Genomic DNA, 20,665 nt, shown 5'->3' with positions numbered 1-20,665 from the left:
CCGAGACGTAGGCTGACACCATGTCCTCTCCTTCGCCCTCGCCGTCCGCTCATAGCCCGTCGGGCGAGCAGGCGGCCGCAGCCACGGACTCGGGGCAGTGGTCGTCGCGACGCCGCCAGGCCGCGGCCGAGCGCGCCCGGATGCTGCAGGCGCGGCAGGACGCCGAGCACCGGCGGGCCGCGCGGATCGTCGCCCTGTTCGTTGAGGTCGCCCGCGCCGAGGGGCTGGAGCCCGTTCCCCTGCGGGTTCGCGGCTACAGCGGGGGCACGGCGCGTACGGCCCTGACCGGCTGGTACCTGCGCACCGACAGGTCGGTGGCGATCGACGTCGAGGGGCGCTTCTACGTGCTCGTCCAGGCCCTGGGGCTGCGCGAGCGCCTCCTGGGGGCGGCACCGAGAAGCGAACCGGTGCCCATGACCCTGGGAGAGGGCGGCCGGGACGGGGACGTCATGCCGTTGCGCATGGCCTTGGACCGCCTGCTGCCGGGCTGGGAGGAGCGCGCCGCGGAGCCGCTGGCCTGAGCGCCCGGCTCACCGACTCACCACAGACCCCGTTCCCAGCATGAGGTGTGCCAGTGCCTGCGCTCCTCCAGGCCGCGGTCGGCACCGAAGAGCGACTCGTTGCTCCAGGCCACCACGTGCGGGGTGCCGGGCGCGATGATGCGGTGGCACCCCGGGCAGGTGTAGGGCTTGTCGCTCCCGCGCACGTGGCGCACCGTGAACTCCGCACCGCCGGGACCGGTCTGGGTCCTGGGCATCGACGACAGCCGCCTCAGGTCAAGAGGGCGGTGTTCTGCCCCGTAGGGGCGCCTGGAGGAGCGGCGTGCCATGGGTTGACCCTATCCCTCCTGCGCCTGCTCGCCCGCCCGCCGCGGCGCGCTCCTGATGCGCGTCCGGGGCCCGTCCACCGCGGGTCGTGTGCGGCGGACGGGCCCCGGTGGCCGGAGGGACGGGCCCCTCCTGACGGGTGGTGGCGCCTCAGATGAGGCCCATCTCGGCGACGGCGGAGCGCTCGTCGAGGAGCTCGGCCGCCGAGGCGTCGATCTTGGCGCGGGAGAAGTCGTCGATCTCCAGGCCCTCGACGATCCTCCACTCGCCGTCGACCGCCGTGCAGGGGAAGGAGGAGATGATGCCCTCGGGCACGCCGTAGGAGCCGTCGGACATGATCGAAGAGGAGGTCCACGACGCGCTCGTGCCCTGGCACCAGTCGCGCACGTGGTCGATGGCGGCCGCGGCCGCCGAGGCCGCCGAGGAGGCGCCGCGTGCGGCGATGATGGCCGCCCCGCGCTTGGCGACGGTGGGGATGAAGTCCTCCTCGACCCAGGCGCGGTCTGCCAGGATCTCAGGGATCGGGGCGCCGTTGATGGTCGCGTGGGTGAGGTCGGGGTACTGGGTCGTCGAGTGGTTGCCCCACACGGTGACCTTGTCGATCTCCGAGACGTGGCAGCCGGCCTTGACGGCCAACTGGGCCAGGGCCCGGTTGTGGTCCAGGCGCGTCATCGCGGTGAAGCGGGAGGAGGGGATGTCCGGGGCGTGGGAGGCGGCGATGAGGGCGTTGGTGTTGGCCGGGTTGCCCACGACCAGGACCTTGACGTCGTCGGCCGCGCCCGCGTTGAGCGCCTCACCCTGAGGACCGAAGATGCCGCCGTTGGCCGACAGCAGGTCGGCGCGCTCCATGCCCGCCTTCCGGGGCATCGACCCGACGAGGAAGGCGATGTTAGCGCCCTCGAAGGCCTGGGTCGGGTCATCGAAGATGTCCACCGAGCCCAGGGTCGGGAAGGCGGCGTCGAATAGCTCCATGGCCGTGCCCTCGGCGGCCTTGACCGCCTGCGGGATCTCGAGCAGGCGCAGGTTGATGCGCTGGTCGGGCCCGAGCAGGGCGCCCGAGGCGATGCGGAAGAGCAGTGCGTAACCGATATTGCCGGCGGCACCGGTGACGGTGACGTTGACGGGGGCGTTGGCCATGTAAGGACTCCTTCGGGACGTTGCTGAGGCCGCACGGGCGCAGCCCATGGCTCGAGCCTACGGGCATGACCGGGGCGCTGCCCAGGACGATCGGCTGGAGAGCCGGAGCCGCGTGGTGTAATCCACGCGACACCCCGGCCTGCGCGGGGCTTGACGGCCGGTGGTAGTCGGGAGCACGGCGCCCTGGAGCGGGCTCAGCTGGTCGCAGACGGCCTCGCCGAGCCTGCGGCCTGTGAGGACGCCTCCAGCTCTTCGGGGCTGACGACCCCCTCGATGCTGACCTCATCGAGGTAGGCCATTCCATCGAAGGACAGCTCGCGCACGTTGTCGGGGTCGCCCTCCTGTCCGATTCTGCCGCCGGTCAGCCTGTCCAGGATGATGGCGATCGAGGCATCGCCGGTGACATTCGTGGCGGTGCCGAAGGAGTCCATGGCGATGTAGGTGGCGATCATGAGCCCGACCTGCGCCTCGGTGAAGCCCAGCATGCTCGACAGCAGGCCGGTGGCGGCCATGATCGCCCCGCCGGGGACCCCGGGGGCGGCAACCATGGTGATGCCGAGCATGAAGATGAAGCCGATCCAGTGGACACCGGAGACCCCCACGCCCTGGGTCAGGGCGATGGCATAAGCGAAGGCGAAGATCTTCGAGGTCGACCCGGCCAGGTGGATGGTGGCGCACAACGGGATCGTGAAGGAGGCGACGGCGTCGGAGATCCCGGCGCGCTTGGCCTGGCGGAGGGTCACGGGGATCGTGGCCGCCGATGACGAGGTGCCCAGAGCGGTGAGGTAGGCGGGCATCATCGTCACCAGGGCGCGGAACGGGTTCTTGCGCGCGACCACCCCGGCGAAGATGTACTGGAGCAGGAGGATGACGACCTCGAGCACCAGGACGAGGACGACGACCCGCACGAGTGTCTTCATGATGCTCCACGCCTCGCCGGTGTAGGTGAGGTTGAGGAAGATCCCGAAGATGTGCAGCGGGAGGAGCGGGATGATGATCGTCTCGATGAGCCGGGTGATGATGGCGCGAAACTCGATAGCTCCCTTGCGCAGGACGCCACGGGGCACCATGGCGAGCCCGATGCCCAGGACGAAGGACAGCAGGAGCGCCGTCATGACCGGGACGACCGGCGGCATCTCGATGGTGAAGTAGGTCGTCAGGGACGCACCCGGCTCGGCGACGTCGGCCAGCGTCGACCCGGCGAGCAGCCGCGGCAGGAACGCGGCGCAGGCGAGGTAGGTGACGAATCCTGCGAACAGGGTCGATCCGTAGGCGATGGCCGCTGTCACGCCCAGCCATTTGCCGGCGCCCCGCCCCAGGTCGGCGATGGCGGGAGTGACCAGACCGATGATGATCAGCGGGATGGAGAAGGAGAGGAACTGGCTGAACAGGTCCGAGAAGGTGGCGAAGATCCTGCCCATCTGGACTGGGACCAGATGGTTGCCATCGATCTTGATGGCTCCCAGGGCCAGCGCGAGGACGATGGCGAGCAGCACCCAGACGAGGATGCCGCCCTTGGCCGGGTGGGCGCGGAGTTTCGACATGGCTCAGGTCTTTCGGCGGGAAGGGAGACGGCGACGGCACGCCGTCGTCTTGCCACGGCAGCATGCCACAGGCGTGGCTGTGACGCCGAGACGTACCAGCGCCGCCTCCGTCCGCCGCTCCCGGCCGGGCACCGGCCACCAGGCATGAGATCCCCCGGGTCGCCGTGGCCCCGCGGGGCTCACAGCACGCGCGGAAGGTCTGCGTACTGCGCCAGGAGCAGGAGGGCTGCCGCGATGAGCAGGCCCGCCACGACGTCGAAGCGTCGTTCGCGTGCGGCGATCCAGGTCCCCTCGGGTCTTTGGAGGCGCAGAAGGGCCAGGACCGCCACGACTAGCCCGAGCCAGGTGACGGCCCAGCGACCGTGGTCCAGGAGAGCCAGGGCGGGAACCGCGGCCAACGCACAGGCAACCAGGACGACGCCGACGCTCCGGTAGGGCGCGAGCCGGCGCTCACCCTGGGGAAGTGGGGTGATCCCGGCGAGCGGGTCCGCCGGGCGGACGCCGTAGTCCTCACCGGTGCTGGGGTCCTGGGTCACGTGCACACTGTAGCGGCTGCCCGGGGCGCCCCCGGTCAGTGGGCGAAGTGCCTGGCACCGGTCAGGTACATCGTCACCCCGGCGCCCTGGGCGGCGGCGATGACCTCCTCGTCGCGGATGGAGCCGCCGGGCTGGACCACTGCGCGCACCCCGGCGTCGATGAGGACCTGCAGCCCATCGGCGAAGGGGAAGAAGGCGTCCGATGCCGCCACGGCGCCACGGGCGCGCTCGGGTGCGGCCTCGGTGAGCACCTCGGCCGCCGCGGCGCCACCCACCGCACCGCGCTCGGCCGAGCCGGCGGCGTCGCCGGTCGCTCGAGCGCCCAGGGTGTTGGCGCGCTCGACGGCCAGGCGGCAGGAGTCGACGCGGTTGACCTGCCCCATGCCGACGCCCACGGTGGCGCCCTCGGAGGCCAGGAGGATGGCGTTGGAGCGCACGGAGCGCACGGCACGCCAGGCGAAGACCAGGTCGGTCAGGGTGCCCGGGTCGGCGGGCTCGCCGGCGACCAGGGTCCAGGTGGAGGGATCGGCGTCGCCGGCCTGGAAGGCGTCCCGCTCCTGGATGACCGCGCCGCCGGAGACCGGCTTGATCTCGTAGCCCTCGACGCTGGGTGGCTCGACGACGAGCAGGCGCAGGTTCTTTTTGGCCGACAGGATCTCGACAGCCTCGGCCTCGAAGGCGGGTGCGGCGACGACCTCGGTGAACACCGGCGCGATCTGACGGGCCATGGCGGCGGTGACGGTCGTGTTGGCGGCGATGACGCCGCCGTAGGCGGACACGGGGTCGCAGGCATGCGCCTTGCGGTGGGCCTCGGCGACATCGCCTGCGGTCGACACGGCGATGCCGCAGGGGTTGGCGTGCTTGACCACGGCGACGGCCACGACCGACCCGTGGTCGTAGGCGGCCCTCAGCGCGGCGTCGGTGTCGGTGTAGTTGTTGAAGCTCATGGCCTTGCCGTGGAGCTGTCGGGCCCCGGCCACTCCCCCGCCGACGCCGGGCAGCGTGTAGACGGCGGCGCGCTGGTGGGGATTCTCCCCGTAGCGCAGGATGTCGAGGCGGCGGTACCCGGCGCCGACATAAGCGGGCAGGGGCGTGGTGCCGGCGGGATCCTGGGCCGCGGCGGCCTCCTGCTGGGCGAACCAGGTGGCCACGGCTGCGTCGTAGGCGGCGGTGTGGGCGAAGGCCCGGGCGGCCAGGGCCCGGCGCTGGGCCAGGGTGAAGCCGCCCTCCGCCAGGGCCTGGGCGAGCTGTCCGTAGTCCTGCGGGTCGGTGATGACGGCGACGCCGGGGTGGTTCTTCGCCGCGGCACGCAGCATTGAGGGCCCGCCGATGTCGATCTGCTCGACACAGGCGTCGAAGGGGGACCCCGAGGCGACCGTGCTGGTGAAGGGGTAGAGATTGACGACGACGAGGTCGATGGGGGCGATCCCGAGCCGGTCGAGCTGGGCGAGGTGGTCGGGCTTGCGGCGGTCGGCCAGGATGCCCGCGTGGACGTGGGGATGAAGGGTCTTGACACGTCCCTCGAGGCACTCGGGGAACCCGGTCACCTCCTCGACCGGGGTGACGGGCAGGCCCGCAGCGGCGATGGTGGCGGCGGTCGAGCCGGTGGACAGGATCTCGACCCCCGCATCGACCAGCGTCGAGGCGAGGTCGACCAGCCCGGTCTTGTCGTACACGGACACGAGCGCCCGGGCGATCGGCACCCGCTCGGGGTTGACCAGTCCATCGGTGGAGACGGGGGTGGTGGGGATGACGGTGGCGGGGGCGGATGTGCTGCTCACGGGCGCTCCTGTGCGATCTGTTGGCGGGACGCCCAGGCGGGCGACGTCCCGTTCCGATGGATCGGCGGCCGCTCCCCGGTGGTGTTCCACCCTCGCCAGTCGCGGCCGCACCGAACTCTACAACCCTCACCCCCGGGCCGGCCTTCGGCAGCCGGGTGCGCTGACGCCATCCGGTTGTTCTCGACGTCACATCGGGGGTGGCGCGGCCGCGACGTCACGTGTAGTCTTAGATCGCCTACAGTGTCGTCGCATACGTGAGGCGTGTCCCTGCTTCGTCCTGATCCCCGATGGTGGTGGTCTGATGTTCTGGTCCTCATGGAAGATGAGCCCTCGGTGGCAGGTGGGTGCGCTCGCGTGCGCACTTGTCCTGGCGGCGGGCGTGGCGGGTTGCGCCGATGAGGGCGGCGGGGCTGCGACCGCCTCGCCGAAGGCCCGAGTGAGCGGTGCGGCCACGACGGCGGCGGCCGCCTCGGGTTCTCCCGCGGCGGGGACCTCGGGGCAGCCCTCTGCCGGGGACACCGAATCGACCCCGCCCTCATGGGTGCCGCCGCTCTCGGACGATGAGCAGGCTGCTCGAGATGCGGCTCTGGCCACCCCTGAGCCCACTCGCCTGGAGGGCATGGATGAGAATTCGCCGTACGGTGCGTCACAGGCGGTGGGATACTTTCTCAACCTCTATCCTTACGTCTACGCTACGGGGGATCTGGCGGCATGGAGGGAGATTAGTGGCGATGACTGCATATTCTGCAGTTCCGTCATTGATAACGTTACTGAGTTACACAATAGCGGCGGCTGGTCTGACTACTGGCAGCAGGAGATAACGGTGGTCTCCTACGGTTACGACCCCTCCGATTCGTCGCGCCTCGTATTCGAGACGCATATCGCCACGCCTGACCGGACCGCGTATAGTGGTCTCCCTATTGCGCCGCACACGGTCGCGGGAGGGGAGACCGTGATCAACGTTCAGGTCTACTGGAGCGAGGGTCACTGGATTGTTGAAGAAGGGGATGTCCAGTGAGGAGATCGATCTCGATTGCGACCACAATAACACTAACTGCACTAATTGTGCCTGCCGCAGCGTGCACTGAAGTTGGTGCGGGGTTTGATTATGATGCAGAGGGATCGGGCAACTCGATTAGCATATCGACGCAAGGTTCGTCGCGCGAAATCGAGTCATCCGCTTCTGACCCTAACTCAGGTTCAAGCGAGCCGGGTCAGCCTGGGTCGCTCGTATATCGTTCAGGGAGCGCGCTGTGTCGCGACGGCATGGTTCTGATGTCCCGCGTGCCGGATCCGAATTCTTCGGGGAACCAACTCTGGAAATGCGTTGATGCTCCAGAGGCTTCCGAGCCTGCGCAGGTGGTGGTAACGGCCTCAGATGTCTCGCGGCTCCTGGTCGATGGGTCGGGTTTGTGGCGCCAGCCTCCTGGCCCGGAGGCGCGGGTGGACAAGATCGTCATCGTCTACACCAGCTCCGAGCAGCGCACGCTGTCCACGACCGTGGCCGGTGTACCGATCTCAGTGACCGCCACGCCGGTGTCCTACCGCTACCACTGGGGGACGGCACGGCCACGCGAACCACTGATCCGGGGGCCCCGTACCCCAACCACACCGTCTACCACGACTACAGCGGCACCCGCAGCGACGTCGTCATCTCGGTGACCACCACCTGGGAGGCCACCTTCACCCCCGAGGGCGGCACCACCCAGGACGTCACCGGCACCATCACCACCACCTCCAGCGCCCCACCCTTCGACCTCGTGCGCACCGTGACCTACCTGACCGACGACGCCGAAGAAGCCCAAGGCCACTGAGACGTAGACCGCGGCAACGACACCGAGGCGAGGCAGACATCCCGAGCCTGGGCACATTGAGCCTTTCTCACCAGGCGCTCGGCCGCCGAGTTCGTGCCTTCTGCCTCCAGACCGGAGGTTGATCGTGCGAGCTGGACGCACAAGGTACGAACGCGACGTCCCCCCCTGACCGGTCGTCGACTGGGGCGCAGTGGCCTCCCGCCTACGACACACCCACCTTCCCGCACCACCCCAACGATCCACACCCGTCAACCGTCACACTCTGGCGAGAAAGGCACATGATTTCGGGGCCGGGTAGGTCATTTGCGGGGCTGCGCGGTCCAAGCGGGGCTCCCGGCCCCGGAATCAGCACAGATCTCCGCACCCACCCGCCGGCTCCCGGCGCGGCGCACGTCAGTCTGTGCCGGGCTCACGCGGGACGCAGGGATCGGGCAAGGAGCCCCACCTGCTCGACGAGCTGGGGGGTCTCAGCCGCCTTGATCCGGGCGGTCAGGCTCTCCTCGTCATCTCCCGGAAGGACCGGGACCTCGACCTGCGCGATGTGCTGGCCGGTGTCGACCCCCTCGTCAACCCAGAACATGGTCGCCCCGGCGCGGAGGGCGCCGGCAGCCAAGGCGTCGCGCACCGCGTGCGCACCGGGGAAGTCGGGCAGCAGCGAGGGGTGGGTGTTGACGACCATCGAAGGGAACCGCTCCAGGAAGGTCCGACCGAGCAGCCTCATGAAGCCCGCGCACACGATCAGCTCCGGCTCGAAAGCACCGACCCTCTCGGCCAGCGCGATGTCCCAGTGCCCGCGGGTCGGGTAGTCGCGCAGGGCGACCACCGCGGCCTCGATACCGGCCCGGCGCGCATGCTCCAGGCCCGCGCAGTCCTTGTCGGCCACAACCCCCACGACGTGCGCGCCATAGTCGGGGTCCTGGCACGCGTCCACCAAAGCAGCGAGGTTCGAGCCCGTCCCCGAGACGAGGACGACGAGGCGGGCGGGCGGGATGTCAGTCATGTCGGTCCTTCCTGGCACCCGGGGCGCCGGGCGTCGTGACCTTGGTGAGGGGCTCGGTGACCGCGTCGGGCTCTCCCCCGACCGGCGGCCTCTGCCGATCCGTTGGCGCCGCGGCCCGGCGCCGGGCCTCCTGCGCGGCCGCCCCGACCGCACCGGTGGTCGCGGCGGCGCCACGGCCCACGAGCTCACGGGCGTCGGGGTGGGTGAGCGCCGCCACGATGAGGAGGCCGACGCCGACCTCGAGCCCGAGGAAGGCCGGCGCCTGGACCAGGTTCGGTCCGACCTGCGCCATGCGGCCCGGGCCGATCGGGCCCGAGGCCGCCCACATGATCAACAGTGCGAGGACTGCCACGATAAGCGCCGTCGCCGCCGCGGCGCCCAGGGCCTGCCGCGGGGTCAGGGCGCGCAGGTCCTCACGACGGCGCCAGGCCACCACCATGGCTGCGACCGTGATGACCAGCGGCAGGTAGAGCCCGGCCGTCCCCAGCGAGGTTGTCGGGAGCAGGCCGAGCAGGGGGACGGCCGGCACCTGGCCGGGCACGACCAGGTCAGGGGCGAACAGGGTGCCCTGCCCGACGGCGAAGCCCGGGCCCGCCAGCCACGCCAGCGCCCACACGCACATCGTCGGCACCCATCCGAGTTGGAGGAGCGCCAGGCCGAGCACCGCGATGACGCCCCCGGAGGACAGCGCGTCATGCAACAGGGAGACCCGACCGGCCCCGGCGACCACCGCCGCCACCGACACCGCGGCGACGAGCACGGACAGCGCCACAGCCATGTCCCGGGCGAGCAGGCCGGCGGCCCACGCCCAGTCGGGCCTGTCCTGCCACCGGCGCGTCACCGCGGGCCACCCGCGGCCCGTGGTGTGGAGCCGGCGGGCGGCGACGACGGCGGTGATCAGCCCCAGGCCGAGCACCGCCGGCCAGGTGCGCGACCCGTCGGGGCCGGCGGCGACGAGAACGGTCGCGGTGAGCGCGGCCGCTCCGACCGTCCAGGCCCAGGCCAGCGGGCCGGTCAGCCGCGAGCGCCGCACCGACCAGCCGGTCAGGAGCACCTGGAGGCAGGTCATGCCCAGCAGCGGCAGTCCCAGGACGCCGTCCGGGGATCCCTGGGCGCCCCAGGAGCCGCCGAAGGCCAGGGACCACAGCCCCGTGCCGGTGCGCACCGCAGCGCCCAGGGACAGCGCGGCGGCGGCATCCATCGAGGAGGTCGCCACGAACACGGCCAGGGTGGGCACGACGACGACCAGCCACCCCGCCATGACCGACTCGATGCCCGCTCGCAGAGCGTAGGGCCAGTCGGCGGGAACGATCCGCCCGCCCGCCTCGCGGCCGCCGGGCGCCGTCATGCCGACGATCGCGCTCACGCCGGCTGCACCGCAGCACCGCTGATCTCGCGGTACAGGGCGCGGGCGATCTTGGCCGTCTCGGTGGGCGTGCGTCCCACCCGCACCCCGGCGGCCTCAAGGGCGGTCTTCTTGGCGGCCGCGGTCCCGGCAGACCCCGAGACGATGGCGCCTGCGTGGCCCATGGTCTTGCCCTCGGGGGCGGTGAAGCCGGCGACGTAGCCGACCACCGGCGTGGTCATGTGCTCGGCGATGTAGGCGGCGGCCCGCTCCTCGGCATCGCCGCCGATCTCTCCGATCATGACGACCAGGCGCGTGTCGGGGTCGGCCTCGAAGGCGGCCAGGGCGTCGATGTGGGTCGTGCCGACCACGGGGTCGCCCCCGATGCCGATGCAGGTGGTGAACCCCAGGTCGCGCAGCTCGTGCATGAGCTGGTAGGTCAGGGTGCCGGACTTCGAGACCAGGCCGATCGGGCCCGGCCCCGTGATGTCGGGCGGGGTGATGCCGACGTTGGAGCGCCCCGGGGAGATGATGCCCGGGCAGTTGGGGCCGATGATCTGCACCCCGCGGGAGGCGGCGTAGGCGCGCATGTAGGTGGCGTCGGCCACGGGGATGCCCTCGGTGATGACGACGATGAGGCGCACGGCGGCGTCGACGGCCTCGATGACGGCGTCCTTGGCGAAGGCGGGCGGGACGAAGACGACCGACACCTGCGCACCGGTGGCCCGCACGGCCTCCTCGACGCTGCCGTGGACCGGCACCTCCACGGTGCCGGCTCCCACTCCCGTCGCTCCCGGTCCGATCGGCTCGATGTCGAAGGCCACGGCGGTGCCCGCCTTGCGGGGGTTGACCCCGGCGACGACCTTCGTGCCGGCGCTGAGCATCCGGCGGGTGTGCTTGCGTCCCTCGGCCCCGGTCATGCCCTGGACGAGGACCCTGTCGGTCTCGGTGAGGAAGATGCTCATGGCTCAGGCCCCCAGCTTCTCGGCGATGGCGGTGACGACGTCGGCTGCGCCGTCCATGGTCTCGACGACGGTGACCCCGTCCAGTGCCGCCTCGGCCAGGATCTGGCGGCCGAGCTCGGCGTTGTTGCCGTCGAGGCGCACGACGATCGGCTTGTCGAGGTCCTCGAGGGCGCCCACGGCGGCGACGATGCCGTTGGCCACGGTGTCGCAGGAGGTGATGCCACCGAAGACGTTGACGAGGATGGCGCGCACCTGCGGGTCGGAGGCGACCACCTCCAGGCCGGTGGCCATCTCCTCGGCCGAGGAGCCGCCGCCCAGGTCCAGGAAATTGGCCGGGCGCATGCCGCCGTGGCCCTCCCCCGCCCCGGCCACGACGTCGAGGGTGGACATGACCAGGCCGGCGCCATTGCCCAGGACTCCGATCTGCCCATCCAGGCGCACGTAGTTGAGCCCGGCCTCCTTGGCCCGCGCCTCCAGGGGGTCGGCCTCCTGGGCCTCGCGCAGGGCGGCGTGCTCGGGGTGGCGGAAGGAGGCGTTGTCGTCCAGGCTCACCTTGCCGTCCAGGGCAAGGACCGTGCCGTCGGGTGTGGTGACCAGCGGGTTGACCTCGACCAGGGTGGCGTCCTGGCTGGTGAAGACCTCCCAGAGCGTCTCGATGACGGCCGCCACGCGGGCGGCCGTGCCCTGCGGCCCCTCGTCGGGGAAGCCGGCCTCGGCCACGATCCGCGCGGCCACCGCGGGTGTCACGCCCTCGAGCGGGTCGATGGGCACGCGGGCCAGGGCCTCGGGGTGCTCCTTGGCGAGGGCCTCGATGTCCATCCCGCCCTGCCGGGAGCACATGGCCAGGTAGCGGCGCTCGGCGCGGTCCAGGAGGATCGAGACGTAGAACTCCTCGTCGATGTCGGCTCCGTCGGCGATAAGGACGGTGCGCACCGTGTGTCCCTTGATGTCCATGCCCAGGATCTCGGCGGCGCGCTCCTGGGCCTCCTCGGCGCTGCGGGCGAGCTTGACCCCACCGGCCTTACCGCGGCCCCCGGTCTTGACCTGCGCCTTGACGACCAGGAGGGTCGAGCCGGCGGCGAGCATGCGCTCGGCCACCTCCCGGGCCTCCTGGGCGGTCGTGGCCGTGCCGCCGTCGAGCACGGGCACCCCGTGCTCGCTGAACAGCTCTCGCGCCTGGTACTCGTACAGGTCCATCCGGCTCGTTCCTCCCACGGTTCCACCCGCGTCCGGGCCCGTGGAGCGGGCCGTCGCGGCATCCGGCACGAGCCTAACGCGACGCGGCCCACGCGACGGTGACGAAGCGCCGTCGGCCGGCGCGGGACGGGACGGGACGGGGGCATCCAGGTACGGATGACGGGCCCACGGGGCGTGACTCGGGTCTCGGGAACGGACCACAATAGGGGCACGCACACGGAAGGACCCCGCCATGACCGATAGTCCAGCCCTCATCCCCACGCAGGCCGACGGCGCGAGCCCGAGCCAGGAGCCCGACGACCCGGTGCGCATCGGGGTACTGACCTCCGGGGGTGACGCCCAGGGCATGAACGCCGCCGTGCGCGCGGTCGTGCGCACCGCCCTGCGCATGGGGGCACGCCCCTACGCCGTCATGGAGGGCTGGGCCGGGGCCGTGGCCGGTGGGGAGTCCATCCGGCCCCTGGGCTGGGACGCCGTGGGCTCCGTGCTGCACCGGGGAGGCACGATCATCGGCACCGCCCGCTGCCCGGAGTTCCGCGAGAGGGAGGGGCAGCGCGCCGCCGCCCTCCACCTGCTCGAGCACGGCATCGACCGCCTCGTCGTCATCGGCGGGGACGGGTCGCTGACCGGCACCAACGAGTTCCGCAAGAACTGGCCGGGCCTGCTCGCCGAGCTCGTCGAGGCCGGCGAGATCACCCCGGAGACCGCCGCGGCGCACCCGAGCCTCATCGTCACGGGCATCGTGGGCTCCATCGACAACGACCTCGTCGGCGCCGACATGACCATCGGCACCGACTCGGCCCTCCACCGGATACTCGAGGCCATCGACGACATCTCCTCCACCGCGGCCTCCCACCAGCGGACCTTCATCGTCGAGGTCATGGGCCGCCACTGCGGCTACCTGGCGCTCATGGCGGCCGTGGCCGGGGGCTGCGACTACGTGCTCGTGCCCGAGCTGCCCCCGGCCGACGGCTGGGAGGACGACATGTGCCGCAAGCTCTCCCATGGCCGGGAGGCGGGGCGGCGCGAGTCCATGGTCATCGTCGCCGAGGGGGCCACGGACCGGGCCGGCAACAGGATCACCGCGGAGGACGTCAAGCAGGTCCTGGCCGACCGCCTCGGGGAGAAGGCGCGCGTGACGATCCTCGGTCATGTCCAGCGGGGCGGCAAGCCCAGCGCCTACGACCGCTGGATGTCGACCCTCCTGGGCTGCACGGCCGCCCGTGAGGTGCTCACGGCCGAGGCGGGCACCGAGCCGTGCATCATCGCCGAGCGGCACAACCGCATCCAGCGCCTGCCGATGATGGAGCAGATCCGCGCCACCCAGGCGGTCAAGGACCTCGTGGCCGCCGGGGACTACCTCGGCGCGGTCCAGGCGCGGGGCACCAGCTTCGGCCAGATGCTCGTGCTCTTCGAGAACATGTCCACGCCCCCCTCCCTCTATGGCGTGCCCAAGCCCAAGGAGGGCCAGCGCAACAAGCGGGTGGCGATCATCCACGCCGGCGGCCTGGCCCCGGGGATGAACACGGCGGCCCGTGCCGCCGTCCGCCTGGGCCTCGACCACGACTTTACGATGCTGGGCGTCTACGGCGGCTTCCCCGGCCTGCTGGACGGTGATGTCCGTGAGCTGTCCTGGGACGACGTCGAGGGCTGGGTGGGCAACGGCGGCGCCGAGCTCGGCACGCGTCGGGAGATCCCCACCATCGAACAGCTCTACGCCCTGGGCCGTTCGATCGAGTCCCATGAGATCGACGCCCTGCTGGTCATCGGCGGATTCAACGCCTACCTCGCCGCGCACAAGCTCGTCACCGAGCGCGACCGCTACCCCGCCTTCAAGATCCCGATCGTGTGCGTGCCGGCCACCATCGACAACAACCTGCCCGGCTCCGAGCTGAGCGTGGGGGCGGACACGGCACTCAACAACGCCGTCCACGCCCTGGACTCGATCAAGCAGTCAGCCGCCGCCTCGCACCGGTGCTTCGTCACCGAGACGATGGGCCGCCGCTGCGGCTACCTGGCGCTCATGAGCGGCATCGCCACGGGGGCCGAGCTCGTCTACCTCAATGAGGACGGTGTCACGCTGGCCGGGCTGCGGGAGGACACCGATCGCATGGTCGAGGCCTTCCGCGCCGGCCGCAGGCTCTACCTCGTCGTGCGCAACGAGCGGGCCAGCGAGAACTACACCCGCGAGGTGCTCGCCCGGATCTTCTCCGAGGAGGGCTCGGGCCTCTACGACGTGCGGGAGGCGGCGATCGGCCACCTCCAGCAGGGCGGTGACCCCTCGGCCTTCGACCGGATCATGGCCACCAAGCTGGTGGCCCACGCCCTGGAGCTCATCGCCGACCAGCTGGAGGCGGGCTCGTGGCACTCCAGCTATGTGGGCCTCATCGGGGGGCGCATCACCCACCACCGCCTCGAGCGCATGGACGAGGAGCTCGACCTGGCGGCCCGCCGCCCGCGCCACCAGTGGTGGATGGGGCTGCGCGACGCGATCGGGCTGGTCAACCTCGACACCGGGCCCATCGCCGTCGAGGACGCCCCCGACTTCCACGCCCTGGTCGAGCAGGCGGCAAAGGAGCAGGCGGACTGACGGACGCCGGCGGCCGGGTCGCGACAGGATCCGGCCGCTACCGTCCGGTGCTCACCGGTGCCGGTGGGGCGGTGTCGGTCCGCACCGCCCCACCGGCACGGGGTCACACGGCTGCCTGGGCGAACTGCGCGGCGTGGAGGCGGGCGTAGGCGCCGTCGCGCTCGAGGAGCTCGGCGTGGGTGCCCTGCTCGACGATGTCGCCGTGCTCCATGACGAGGATCGTGTCGGCGTCGCGGATGGTCGACAGGCGGTGGGCGATGACGAAGCTCGTGCGTCCGTGGCGCAGGGCGGCCATCGCGTTCTGGACGAGCAGCTCGGTGCGGGTGTCCACCGAGCTGGTGGCCTCGTCGAGGATGAGGACGGCGGGGTCGGCGATGAAGGCCCGGGCGATCGTGAGCAGCTGGCGCTCCCCGGCCGAGACGTTGGCGGCCTCCTCGTCCAGGACCGTGTCGTAGCCCTCGGGCAGGGCGCGCACGATGTGGTCGACGTAGCAGGCGCGGGCGGCCTCCTCCACCTCCTCGTCGGTGGCGCCGGGGCGCCCGTAGCGGATGTTCTCCCGGATCGTGCCCTGGAAGAGCCAGGGGTCCTGGAGGACCATGCCGGTGCGGGCGCGCACGTCGCGGCGGTTCATGGCCGCGATGTCGGTCCCGTCGAGGGTGATGCGCCCGGAGTCGATCTCGTAGAAGCGCATGAGGAGGTTGACCAGGGTGGTCTTGCCCGCTCCGGTCGGCCCGACGATGGCCACGGTCTGGCCCGGCTCGACGCGCAGCGACAGGTCGCGGATGAGCTCGGCGTCGGGGTCGTAGGAGAAGCGCACGTGCTCCATCTCGATGATCCCGGCCCCGCCGGTGCCGGCCCCGGTGGCCGGGACGGTGTCGGGGCGCTGCTCGTCGGCGTCGAGCAGGTCGAAGATGCGCTCGGCGCTGGCGGTGCCGGACTGCACGGCCGTGGCCATGCCGCCGAGCTGGGCCAGGGGCTGGGAGAACTGCTGGGAGTACTGGATGAATGCCTGGACGTCGCCCAGGCGCAGGCTGCCGCCGGCCACCATGTAGCCACCCACGACGGCGATGGCCACGTAGGCGAGGTTTCCGACGACCTGCATGATCGGCATCATGATGCCCGAGAGGAACTGGGCGCGCAGGCTGGCCCGGTACAGGTCCTCGTTGTCCTGGTCGAACTCGGCACGGGACTCGGCGGTCCGACCGTAGGTGCGCACCAGGGCGTGGCCGGAGAAGGACTCCTCGACACGGGAGTTGAGCCGGCCGGTCTTGGCCCACTGGACGGTGAAGGCCTTCTGGGAGCGCGGCCCGATGATCCCGAAGAGCACGGCCATGAGCGGCAGGACGATGAGCGCGACCAGGGTCAGGCGCCAGGAGATCGACAGCATCATGACCAGCACGCCCAGCACCGTCAGGATCGAGCTGAGGGCGCTGGCCAGCGACTGCTGGAGGGTGTTGGCGACATTGTCGATGTCGTTGGTCACCCGGCTGAGCAGCTCGCCGCGCTGGACACGGTCGAAGTAGGACAGCGGCAGGCGGTGGATCTTGGCCTCGACCTCGGCGCGCAGCCGGTACATGGCCTTGATCATGACGCGGTTGAGGATGAAGCCCTCGAGCCAGGCCAGCAGGAAGGCGAAGGTGTAGAGGACGAGCACGAGGAGCAGGACCCGGCCCAGTGCGCCGAAGTCGATCCCGGCCCCGGGCACGAGGTCCATGGCCCGTAGCATGTCGGCCATCTGGTCCTGCCCCTGGGCCTCCAGGGTCGCGACCACCTGGTCCTTGGTCACCCCGGCGGGCATCCGGGCGCTGATGGCGCCCTCGAACACGAGGTTGGTGGCCCGGCCCAGGACCTTGGGGGCGATGACCGCCAGCACCACCGAGGCCACCGTGGAGACCCCGGCGACAGCCAGCGAGATCTTGAAGGGCGCCAGCAGGCCCAGCATCCGGGTGAAGGACGGCCAGAAGGCGTTGGCCTTGCCCGGGGGCGGCCCGTTCATCCAGTCGTTGGAGGAGGCCAGCGCCTCGGTGGCCAGGGCATCGTCCTCGGCGGTGGTCCCCTCGGGGGCGGTGCGGTCGGTGGCGCTCATGCCAGTGCCTCGCTTCCGAGCTGGGAGGTGACGATCTCGCGGTAGGTCTCGTTGTCGGCCAGCAGATCCTTGTGCCGGCCCGAGCCGACGAGCCTGCCGTCGTCGAGGACGACGATGAGGTCGGCGTCGGTGATCGTTGAGACCCGCTGGGCCACGACGAGCTTGGTGATGCCGCGGGTCGCCGGCCACAGGGCGGCGCGCAGGCGGGCGTCGGTGGCCACGTCCAGGGCCGAGAAGGAGTCGTCGAAGACGAGCACCGCGGGCCGGCGCACGATCGCCCGGGCGATGGCCAGGCGCTGGCGCTGGCCGCCCGAGACATTCGTGCCGCCCTGGGCGATCTCGGCCTCCAGGCCCCCGTCCATCGCCTTGACGAAGTCGGCCGCCTGGGCGAGCTCGAGAGCCTCCCACAGCTCCTTGTCAGTGGCCTCCTGGCGCCCCAGCCGGAGGTTGGAGGCCACGGAGCCCGCGAACAGGAAGGGCTTTTGGGGCACGATGCCCAGCTGGGACCACAGCGCCTCGGGCTCGGCCCGGCGCACGTCGATCCCGCCGACCATCACCTCACCGCTGGTGACCTCCAGCAGGCGGGCCACCAGGTTGACCAGGGTCGTCTTGCCGGCGCCGGTCGATCCCACGACGGCCACGGTCATGCCCGGACGGGCCGTGAAGCTGATGTCGTCGAGCACGGGCTCCTGGGCTCCGGGGTAGGTGAAGCGCACGGCACGCAGCTCGAGCGTGCCGGGCTCGGGGAAGACCTCCTGGGCGTCGGCGGGCACCGTCAGCGAGGTTTCGGTGGCCAGCACCTCGCTGATGCGCTCGGCGCACACCGCCGCGCGCGGGATCATCATGGTCATGAAGCTGGCCATGACGATCCCCATGAGGATCTGCATGAGGTAGGTCATGAAGGCCACGAGCGTGCCGACCTCGACATCGCCCTGGCCGACCTGGTGACCGCCGAACCAGATGACCCCGACCATCGTGACGTCCAGGACGAACATGACAGCCGGGAACAGGAAGATGAACAGCCGCCCGATCCGCTCCCCGACGGTGGAGATCTCCCGGTTGGCCACCTCGAAGCGCTCGGCCTCGACCTCCTCGCGCACGAAGGCCCGCACGACCCTGATCCCGGTCAGCTGCTCGCGCATGACCCGGTTGATCCCGTCCAGCCTCTCCTGGTAGGAGCGGAACAGCGGCACCATCCGCGAGATCGTCAGGCCCACAATGACCAACAGCACCGGCACCGCCACGGCGATGAGCCAGGACAGCGACGGGGCATGGGTCACCGCCATGATGACGCCGCCAACGGCCAGCAGCGGCGCCGTCACGAGCATCGTGCAGCTCATGAGCACGAGCATCTGCACCTGTTGGACGTCGTTGGTTGTCCGGGTGATGAGGGAGCCCGCCCCGAAGGCCGAGACCTCCCGCTCCGAGAAGTCCCCGACCCGGCGGAAGACGAGGCCTCGCAGGTCGCGGCCCATGCCCAGCGCCGAGCGCGCCGCCAACCAGGTGGCCCCGACGGCGCACACGCCCTGCACGAGGGCCACGCCCAGCATGAGTGCTCCGGTGCGCCAGATGTACCCCGTGTCTCCCTGCGCCACCCCGACGTCGATGATGTCCGCGTTGAGGTTCGGGAGGTACAGGGAGGCCATCACCTGCACGAACTGCAGGACGAGGACTCCAACCAGCAGGAGGCGGTACGGACGTAGACGGGTGCGTAGAAGACTGACGAGCATGGGACTCCGGTCCGGATAGGGGGCACGTTGCCGAAAACTCCACGACTCTACCAACCTCGCACCGCCGTGAGAGCCGCTGGGCGGCGGGGCGCCGGTCACGTTCCAGCCGCCCGCCGCCCACGACTGCTCGCACCAACGCGGGGATCCGATGAGGAGGGTCGCCAGGTGCGGGCGACCGGCATATCGTCGAGCCGATGTTCTCCGCGACCTGCCCGTCAGCCGCCCCACGGCCCTCCTGGGCACGGCTGTGCCTCGGGGTGGTTGTGGCGGGGATCGCGGCGGGGGTGGCGGGCACGGCGATGGCCCTGCTGCTGGAGGGCATCGAGCGGATCTTCTACGGGGTCGATGCGGGGAGCCTTCCCGAGCGAGTCGCGGCGGCGCCGCCGTGGCGCCGGGTGGCGGCCCCTGTGTTCGGTGGGATCGTGGCCGGGCTCCTGTGGTGGTGGCTCCGGGCCACCGGCGGCGTCGTCAGTGTCGAGGCGGCGGTGGCCGACCCCTCGGGTGGGAGCGCGCGACGGATGGTCCTGGTGCGTCCGGTCCTCGACGGCGTCGTGCAGGTGCTCACGGTCGGGGCGGGAAACTCGGTGGGCCGGGAGGGCGCCCCGCGGATCATCGCTGGGGCCGCGGCCGCCCGGATCTCCTCCGCGCTGGGCCTGGACACCGGGATGACGGCGCTGCTACTGGCCTCCGCCGCGGGGGCGGGGCTGGCCGCCATGTACAACGCTCCGCTGGGAGGGGCCGTCTTCGCCGTCGAGATGACGATGGTGGCCGGGACCCGACGGCGAGGCCTGCTCCTGGCTGTGCCGGTGGGCCTGATCGCCACCGCCGTGTCCTGGCTGCACGCCGGCACCGGGCCCGCGATCGAGCTGACCGTTGAGGAGCCCAATGCCGCCACGGTGACGGGGACCCTGCTGGTGGCACCCGTGGCCCTCGGCCTCGGCGTGGGGGCGCGGCGGCTGTGGTCGTGGTTCAAGAACCACCGGCTCACCGACACCTGGACCCTTCCCCTGGGCATCGGCGCCGCGGGGGCGCTGACGGGCACGGCCTCCCTGTGGCTCCCGGTCCTGCCGGGCAACGGCCGGGACGCCTTCGAGGCGGCTCTCCGGGCACCGGCGACGACCTCCGCCTTGGTCACCCTGCTCGCCGTCGCCGTGCTCAAGCCCCTCCTCACGGGGCTGACCCTGGGGGCGGGCGCCACGGGCGGCCTCCTGGCGCCCTCCTTCGCCCTGGGCGCCAGCGCGGGGAGCGCCGTTGCGGTCGCACTCGGTCTGGCGGGCTGGGAGACCAGCGTCCCGTGCTCGCCGTCGTCGGGGCCGGCGCCGTCCTGGCGGTCACCCAGCGCGCCCCGCTTCGGGGTGGTGTTCGTGTGGGAGATCGTGCGCACGCCCCTGTGGACCCTCGTGCTGATGGCGCTCATCTCCCTACCGGTGTGGTGGTTGGCCTCAGGCCGCCTGCGCCGCCGCACCGACTCGGAGTGACACGGCCCGGACCGCCCGGCGTGGAGCACCCTTACTTGCCGCGCCCCATGAACGCGATGACGACTACGACAACCAGGGCGATCAAAGCAACGAATGTTCCCAGCACGACAATGTGGGTCAAAGACAATGCCATGGCAATGCTCCCTTTCTAGTTGGCACAGCCAAAAGACTGCACGAAGATCTATAATCAATCATTTCGCGGTTACATAGGCTGCTCCATTACGACCTAGATTTACCTGAAGATACTGAGATGATGTCACCCCTTGTCCGACAGTACTCAGACCCCAGCTGAGACGACCTTGCCAACTTGAAATGATCTCAAGACGCTGGTTGCCGACTACAGCTCCCCACACATACGAAGAAACCCGATATCCACGCAGGTTGCGGATCGTTCCAACACCATTTCTGGGTGCGGTACGTAAGTGTATCACACCTCACGTTGATTGAAGCAGGTTCCGTCGCACGTGTCCGGCGTGGGGCTGGGCGCACTGGAGCACCACGCCTGCGGCACCTGCGCGCGTCGGATGGCACGGCCCGGGCCACCTCGGGAAGCTCGTCGGGTCGCCACTAGACCGGTGAGGTCGTACGCCGGGCATGCGACCTCACCCGCCAAGTGGCGACCTCACCGGTCTAGT

16 protein-coding genes and 1 riboswitch are annotated in these 20,665 nt (G+C 70.9%); of the genes, 5 read left to right on the top strand and 11 right to left on the bottom strand.

The window, feature by feature from the left end; genetic code table 11:
* Positions 1-20 precede the first annotated feature (20 nt).
* Positions 21-521: a hypothetical protein gene (locus Q4C85_RS07880; RefSeq protein ID WP_303141109.1), complete on the top strand. Its 501-nt coding sequence runs from the start codon at positions 21-23 to the stop codon at positions 519-521.
* 17 nt (positions 522-538) lie between these two features.
* Here the strand turns inward: Q4C85_RS07880 and Q4C85_RS07875 are convergent, their stop codons facing one another.
* From Q4C85_RS07875 to purH, 5 genes are all read right to left on the bottom strand, one after another.
* The gene (locus tag Q4C85_RS07875; protein ID WP_303141108.1) at positions 539-829 is read right to left on the bottom strand and encodes a hypothetical protein; all 291 of its coding nucleotides are present in this window, start codon (positions 827-829) and stop codon (positions 539-541) included.
* Positions 830-977: 148 nt separating this feature from the next.
* Positions 978-1,964 carry a malate dehydrogenase gene (locus Q4C85_RS07870; protein WP_303141107.1) on the bottom strand — a complete coding sequence of 329 codons (987 nt, stop codon included), beginning with the start codon at positions 1,962-1,964 and terminating at the stop codon, positions 978-980.
* Positions 1,965-2,158: 194 nt separating this feature from the next.
* The gene (locus Q4C85_RS07865; protein ID WP_303141105.1) at positions 2,159-3,508 is read right to left on the bottom strand and encodes a dicarboxylate/amino acid:cation symporter; all 1,350 of its coding nucleotides are present in this window, start codon (positions 3,506-3,508) and stop codon (positions 2,159-2,161) included.
* A 179-nt stretch (positions 3,509-3,687) separates the two neighbouring features.
* Positions 3,688-4,044 carry a DUF3017 domain-containing protein gene (locus Q4C85_RS07860; RefSeq protein WP_368501433.1) on the bottom strand — a complete coding sequence of 119 codons (357 nt, stop codon included), beginning with the start codon at positions 4,042-4,044 and terminating at the stop codon, positions 3,688-3,690.
* Positions 4,045-4,079: 35 nt separating this feature from the next.
* The gene (gene purH, locus Q4C85_RS07855; RefSeq protein ID WP_303141103.1) at positions 4,080-5,825 is read right to left on the bottom strand and encodes a bifunctional phosphoribosylaminoimidazolecarboxamide formyltransferase/IMP cyclohydrolase; all 1,746 of its coding nucleotides are present in this window, start codon (positions 5,823-5,825) and stop codon (positions 4,080-4,082) included.
* Positions 5,826-5,848: 23 nt separating this feature from the next.
* Positions 5,849-5,938, bottom strand: a riboswitch (ZMP/ZTP riboswitch).
* Between the two features lie 188 nt (positions 5,939-6,126).
* Between purH and Q4C85_RS07850 the strand changes: the two genes are divergently transcribed.
* A complete protein-coding gene (locus Q4C85_RS07850) occupies positions 6,127-6,843 on the top strand; it encodes a DUF6318 family protein (protein ID WP_368501432.1) in 717 nt (238 codons plus the stop codon).
* Positions 6,844-7,483: 640 nt separating this feature from the next.
* On the top strand, positions 7,484-7,639 hold the full coding sequence (locus tag Q4C85_RS07845) for a hypothetical protein (RefSeq protein WP_303141102.1): 156 nt from the start codon (positions 7,484-7,486) through the stop codon (positions 7,637-7,639).
* 409 nt (positions 7,640-8,048) lie between these two features.
* Here the strand turns inward: Q4C85_RS07845 and purN are convergent, their stop codons facing one another.
* From purN to sucC, 4 genes are read right to left on the bottom strand one after another with little or no spacing between them, the layout of a single operon-like run.
* Positions 8,049-8,639 carry a phosphoribosylglycinamide formyltransferase gene (gene purN, locus Q4C85_RS07840; protein WP_303141101.1) on the bottom strand — a complete coding sequence of 197 codons (591 nt, stop codon included), beginning with the start codon at positions 8,637-8,639 and terminating at the stop codon, positions 8,049-8,051.
* The gene (locus tag Q4C85_RS07835; RefSeq protein WP_303141100.1) at positions 8,632-10,005 is read right to left on the bottom strand and encodes a DUF6350 family protein; all 1,374 of its coding nucleotides are present in this window, start codon (positions 10,003-10,005) and stop codon (positions 8,632-8,634) included. Before Q4C85_RS07835 ends, purN begins: the two co-directional genes overlap by 8 nt.
* Positions 10,002-10,949, bottom strand: coding sequence for a succinate--CoA ligase subunit alpha (sucD, locus tag Q4C85_RS07830; protein WP_303141099.1), 948 nt, complete (start codon positions 10,947-10,949; stop codon positions 10,002-10,004). Before sucD ends, Q4C85_RS07835 begins: the two co-directional genes overlap by 4 nt.
* A gap of 3 nt (positions 10,950-10,952) precedes the next feature.
* Positions 10,953-12,146, bottom strand: a complete 1,194-nt coding sequence (gene sucC / locus Q4C85_RS07825; RefSeq protein ID WP_303141098.1) for an ADP-forming succinate--CoA ligase subunit beta — start codon at positions 12,144-12,146, stop codon at positions 10,953-10,955.
* 232 nt (positions 12,147-12,378) lie between these two features.
* Here sucC and Q4C85_RS07820 point away from each other — a divergent pair, with 232 nt between their 5' ends.
* Complete coding sequence (locus tag Q4C85_RS07820; RefSeq protein ID WP_303141097.1) at positions 12,379-14,736, top strand: 6-phosphofructokinase; 2,358 nt, start codon at positions 12,379-12,381, stop codon at positions 14,734-14,736.
* A gap of 103 nt (positions 14,737-14,839) precedes the next feature.
* Here the strand turns inward: Q4C85_RS07820 and Q4C85_RS07815 are convergent, their stop codons facing one another.
* On the bottom strand, positions 14,840-16,822 hold the full coding sequence (locus tag Q4C85_RS07815) for an ABC transporter ATP-binding protein (RefSeq protein ID WP_303141096.1): 1,983 nt from the start codon (positions 16,820-16,822) through the stop codon (positions 14,840-14,842).
* Positions 16,819-18,552 carry an ABC transporter ATP-binding protein gene (locus Q4C85_RS07810; protein ID WP_303141095.1) on the bottom strand — a complete coding sequence of 578 codons (1,734 nt, stop codon included), beginning with the start codon at positions 18,550-18,552 and terminating at the stop codon, positions 16,819-16,821. Before Q4C85_RS07810 ends, Q4C85_RS07815 begins: the two co-directional genes overlap by 4 nt.
* A gap of 194 nt (positions 18,553-18,746) precedes the next feature.
* Between Q4C85_RS07810 and Q4C85_RS07805 the strand changes: the two genes are divergently transcribed.
* Positions 18,747-20,030: a chloride channel protein gene (locus Q4C85_RS07805; protein WP_368501431.1), complete on the top strand. Its 1,284-nt coding sequence runs from the start codon at positions 18,747-18,749 to the stop codon at positions 20,028-20,030.
* The last annotated feature ends 635 nt before the right edge of the window (positions 20,031-20,665 follow it).

The organism is Actinomyces sp., from assembly GCF_030524025.1.
Lineage (GTDB): Bacteria > Actinomycetota > Actinomycetes > Actinomycetales > Actinomycetaceae > Actinomyces.
Note: the sequence above shows the minus strand (reverse complement) of the source record. Positions and strands in the feature narration are given on the sequence as shown.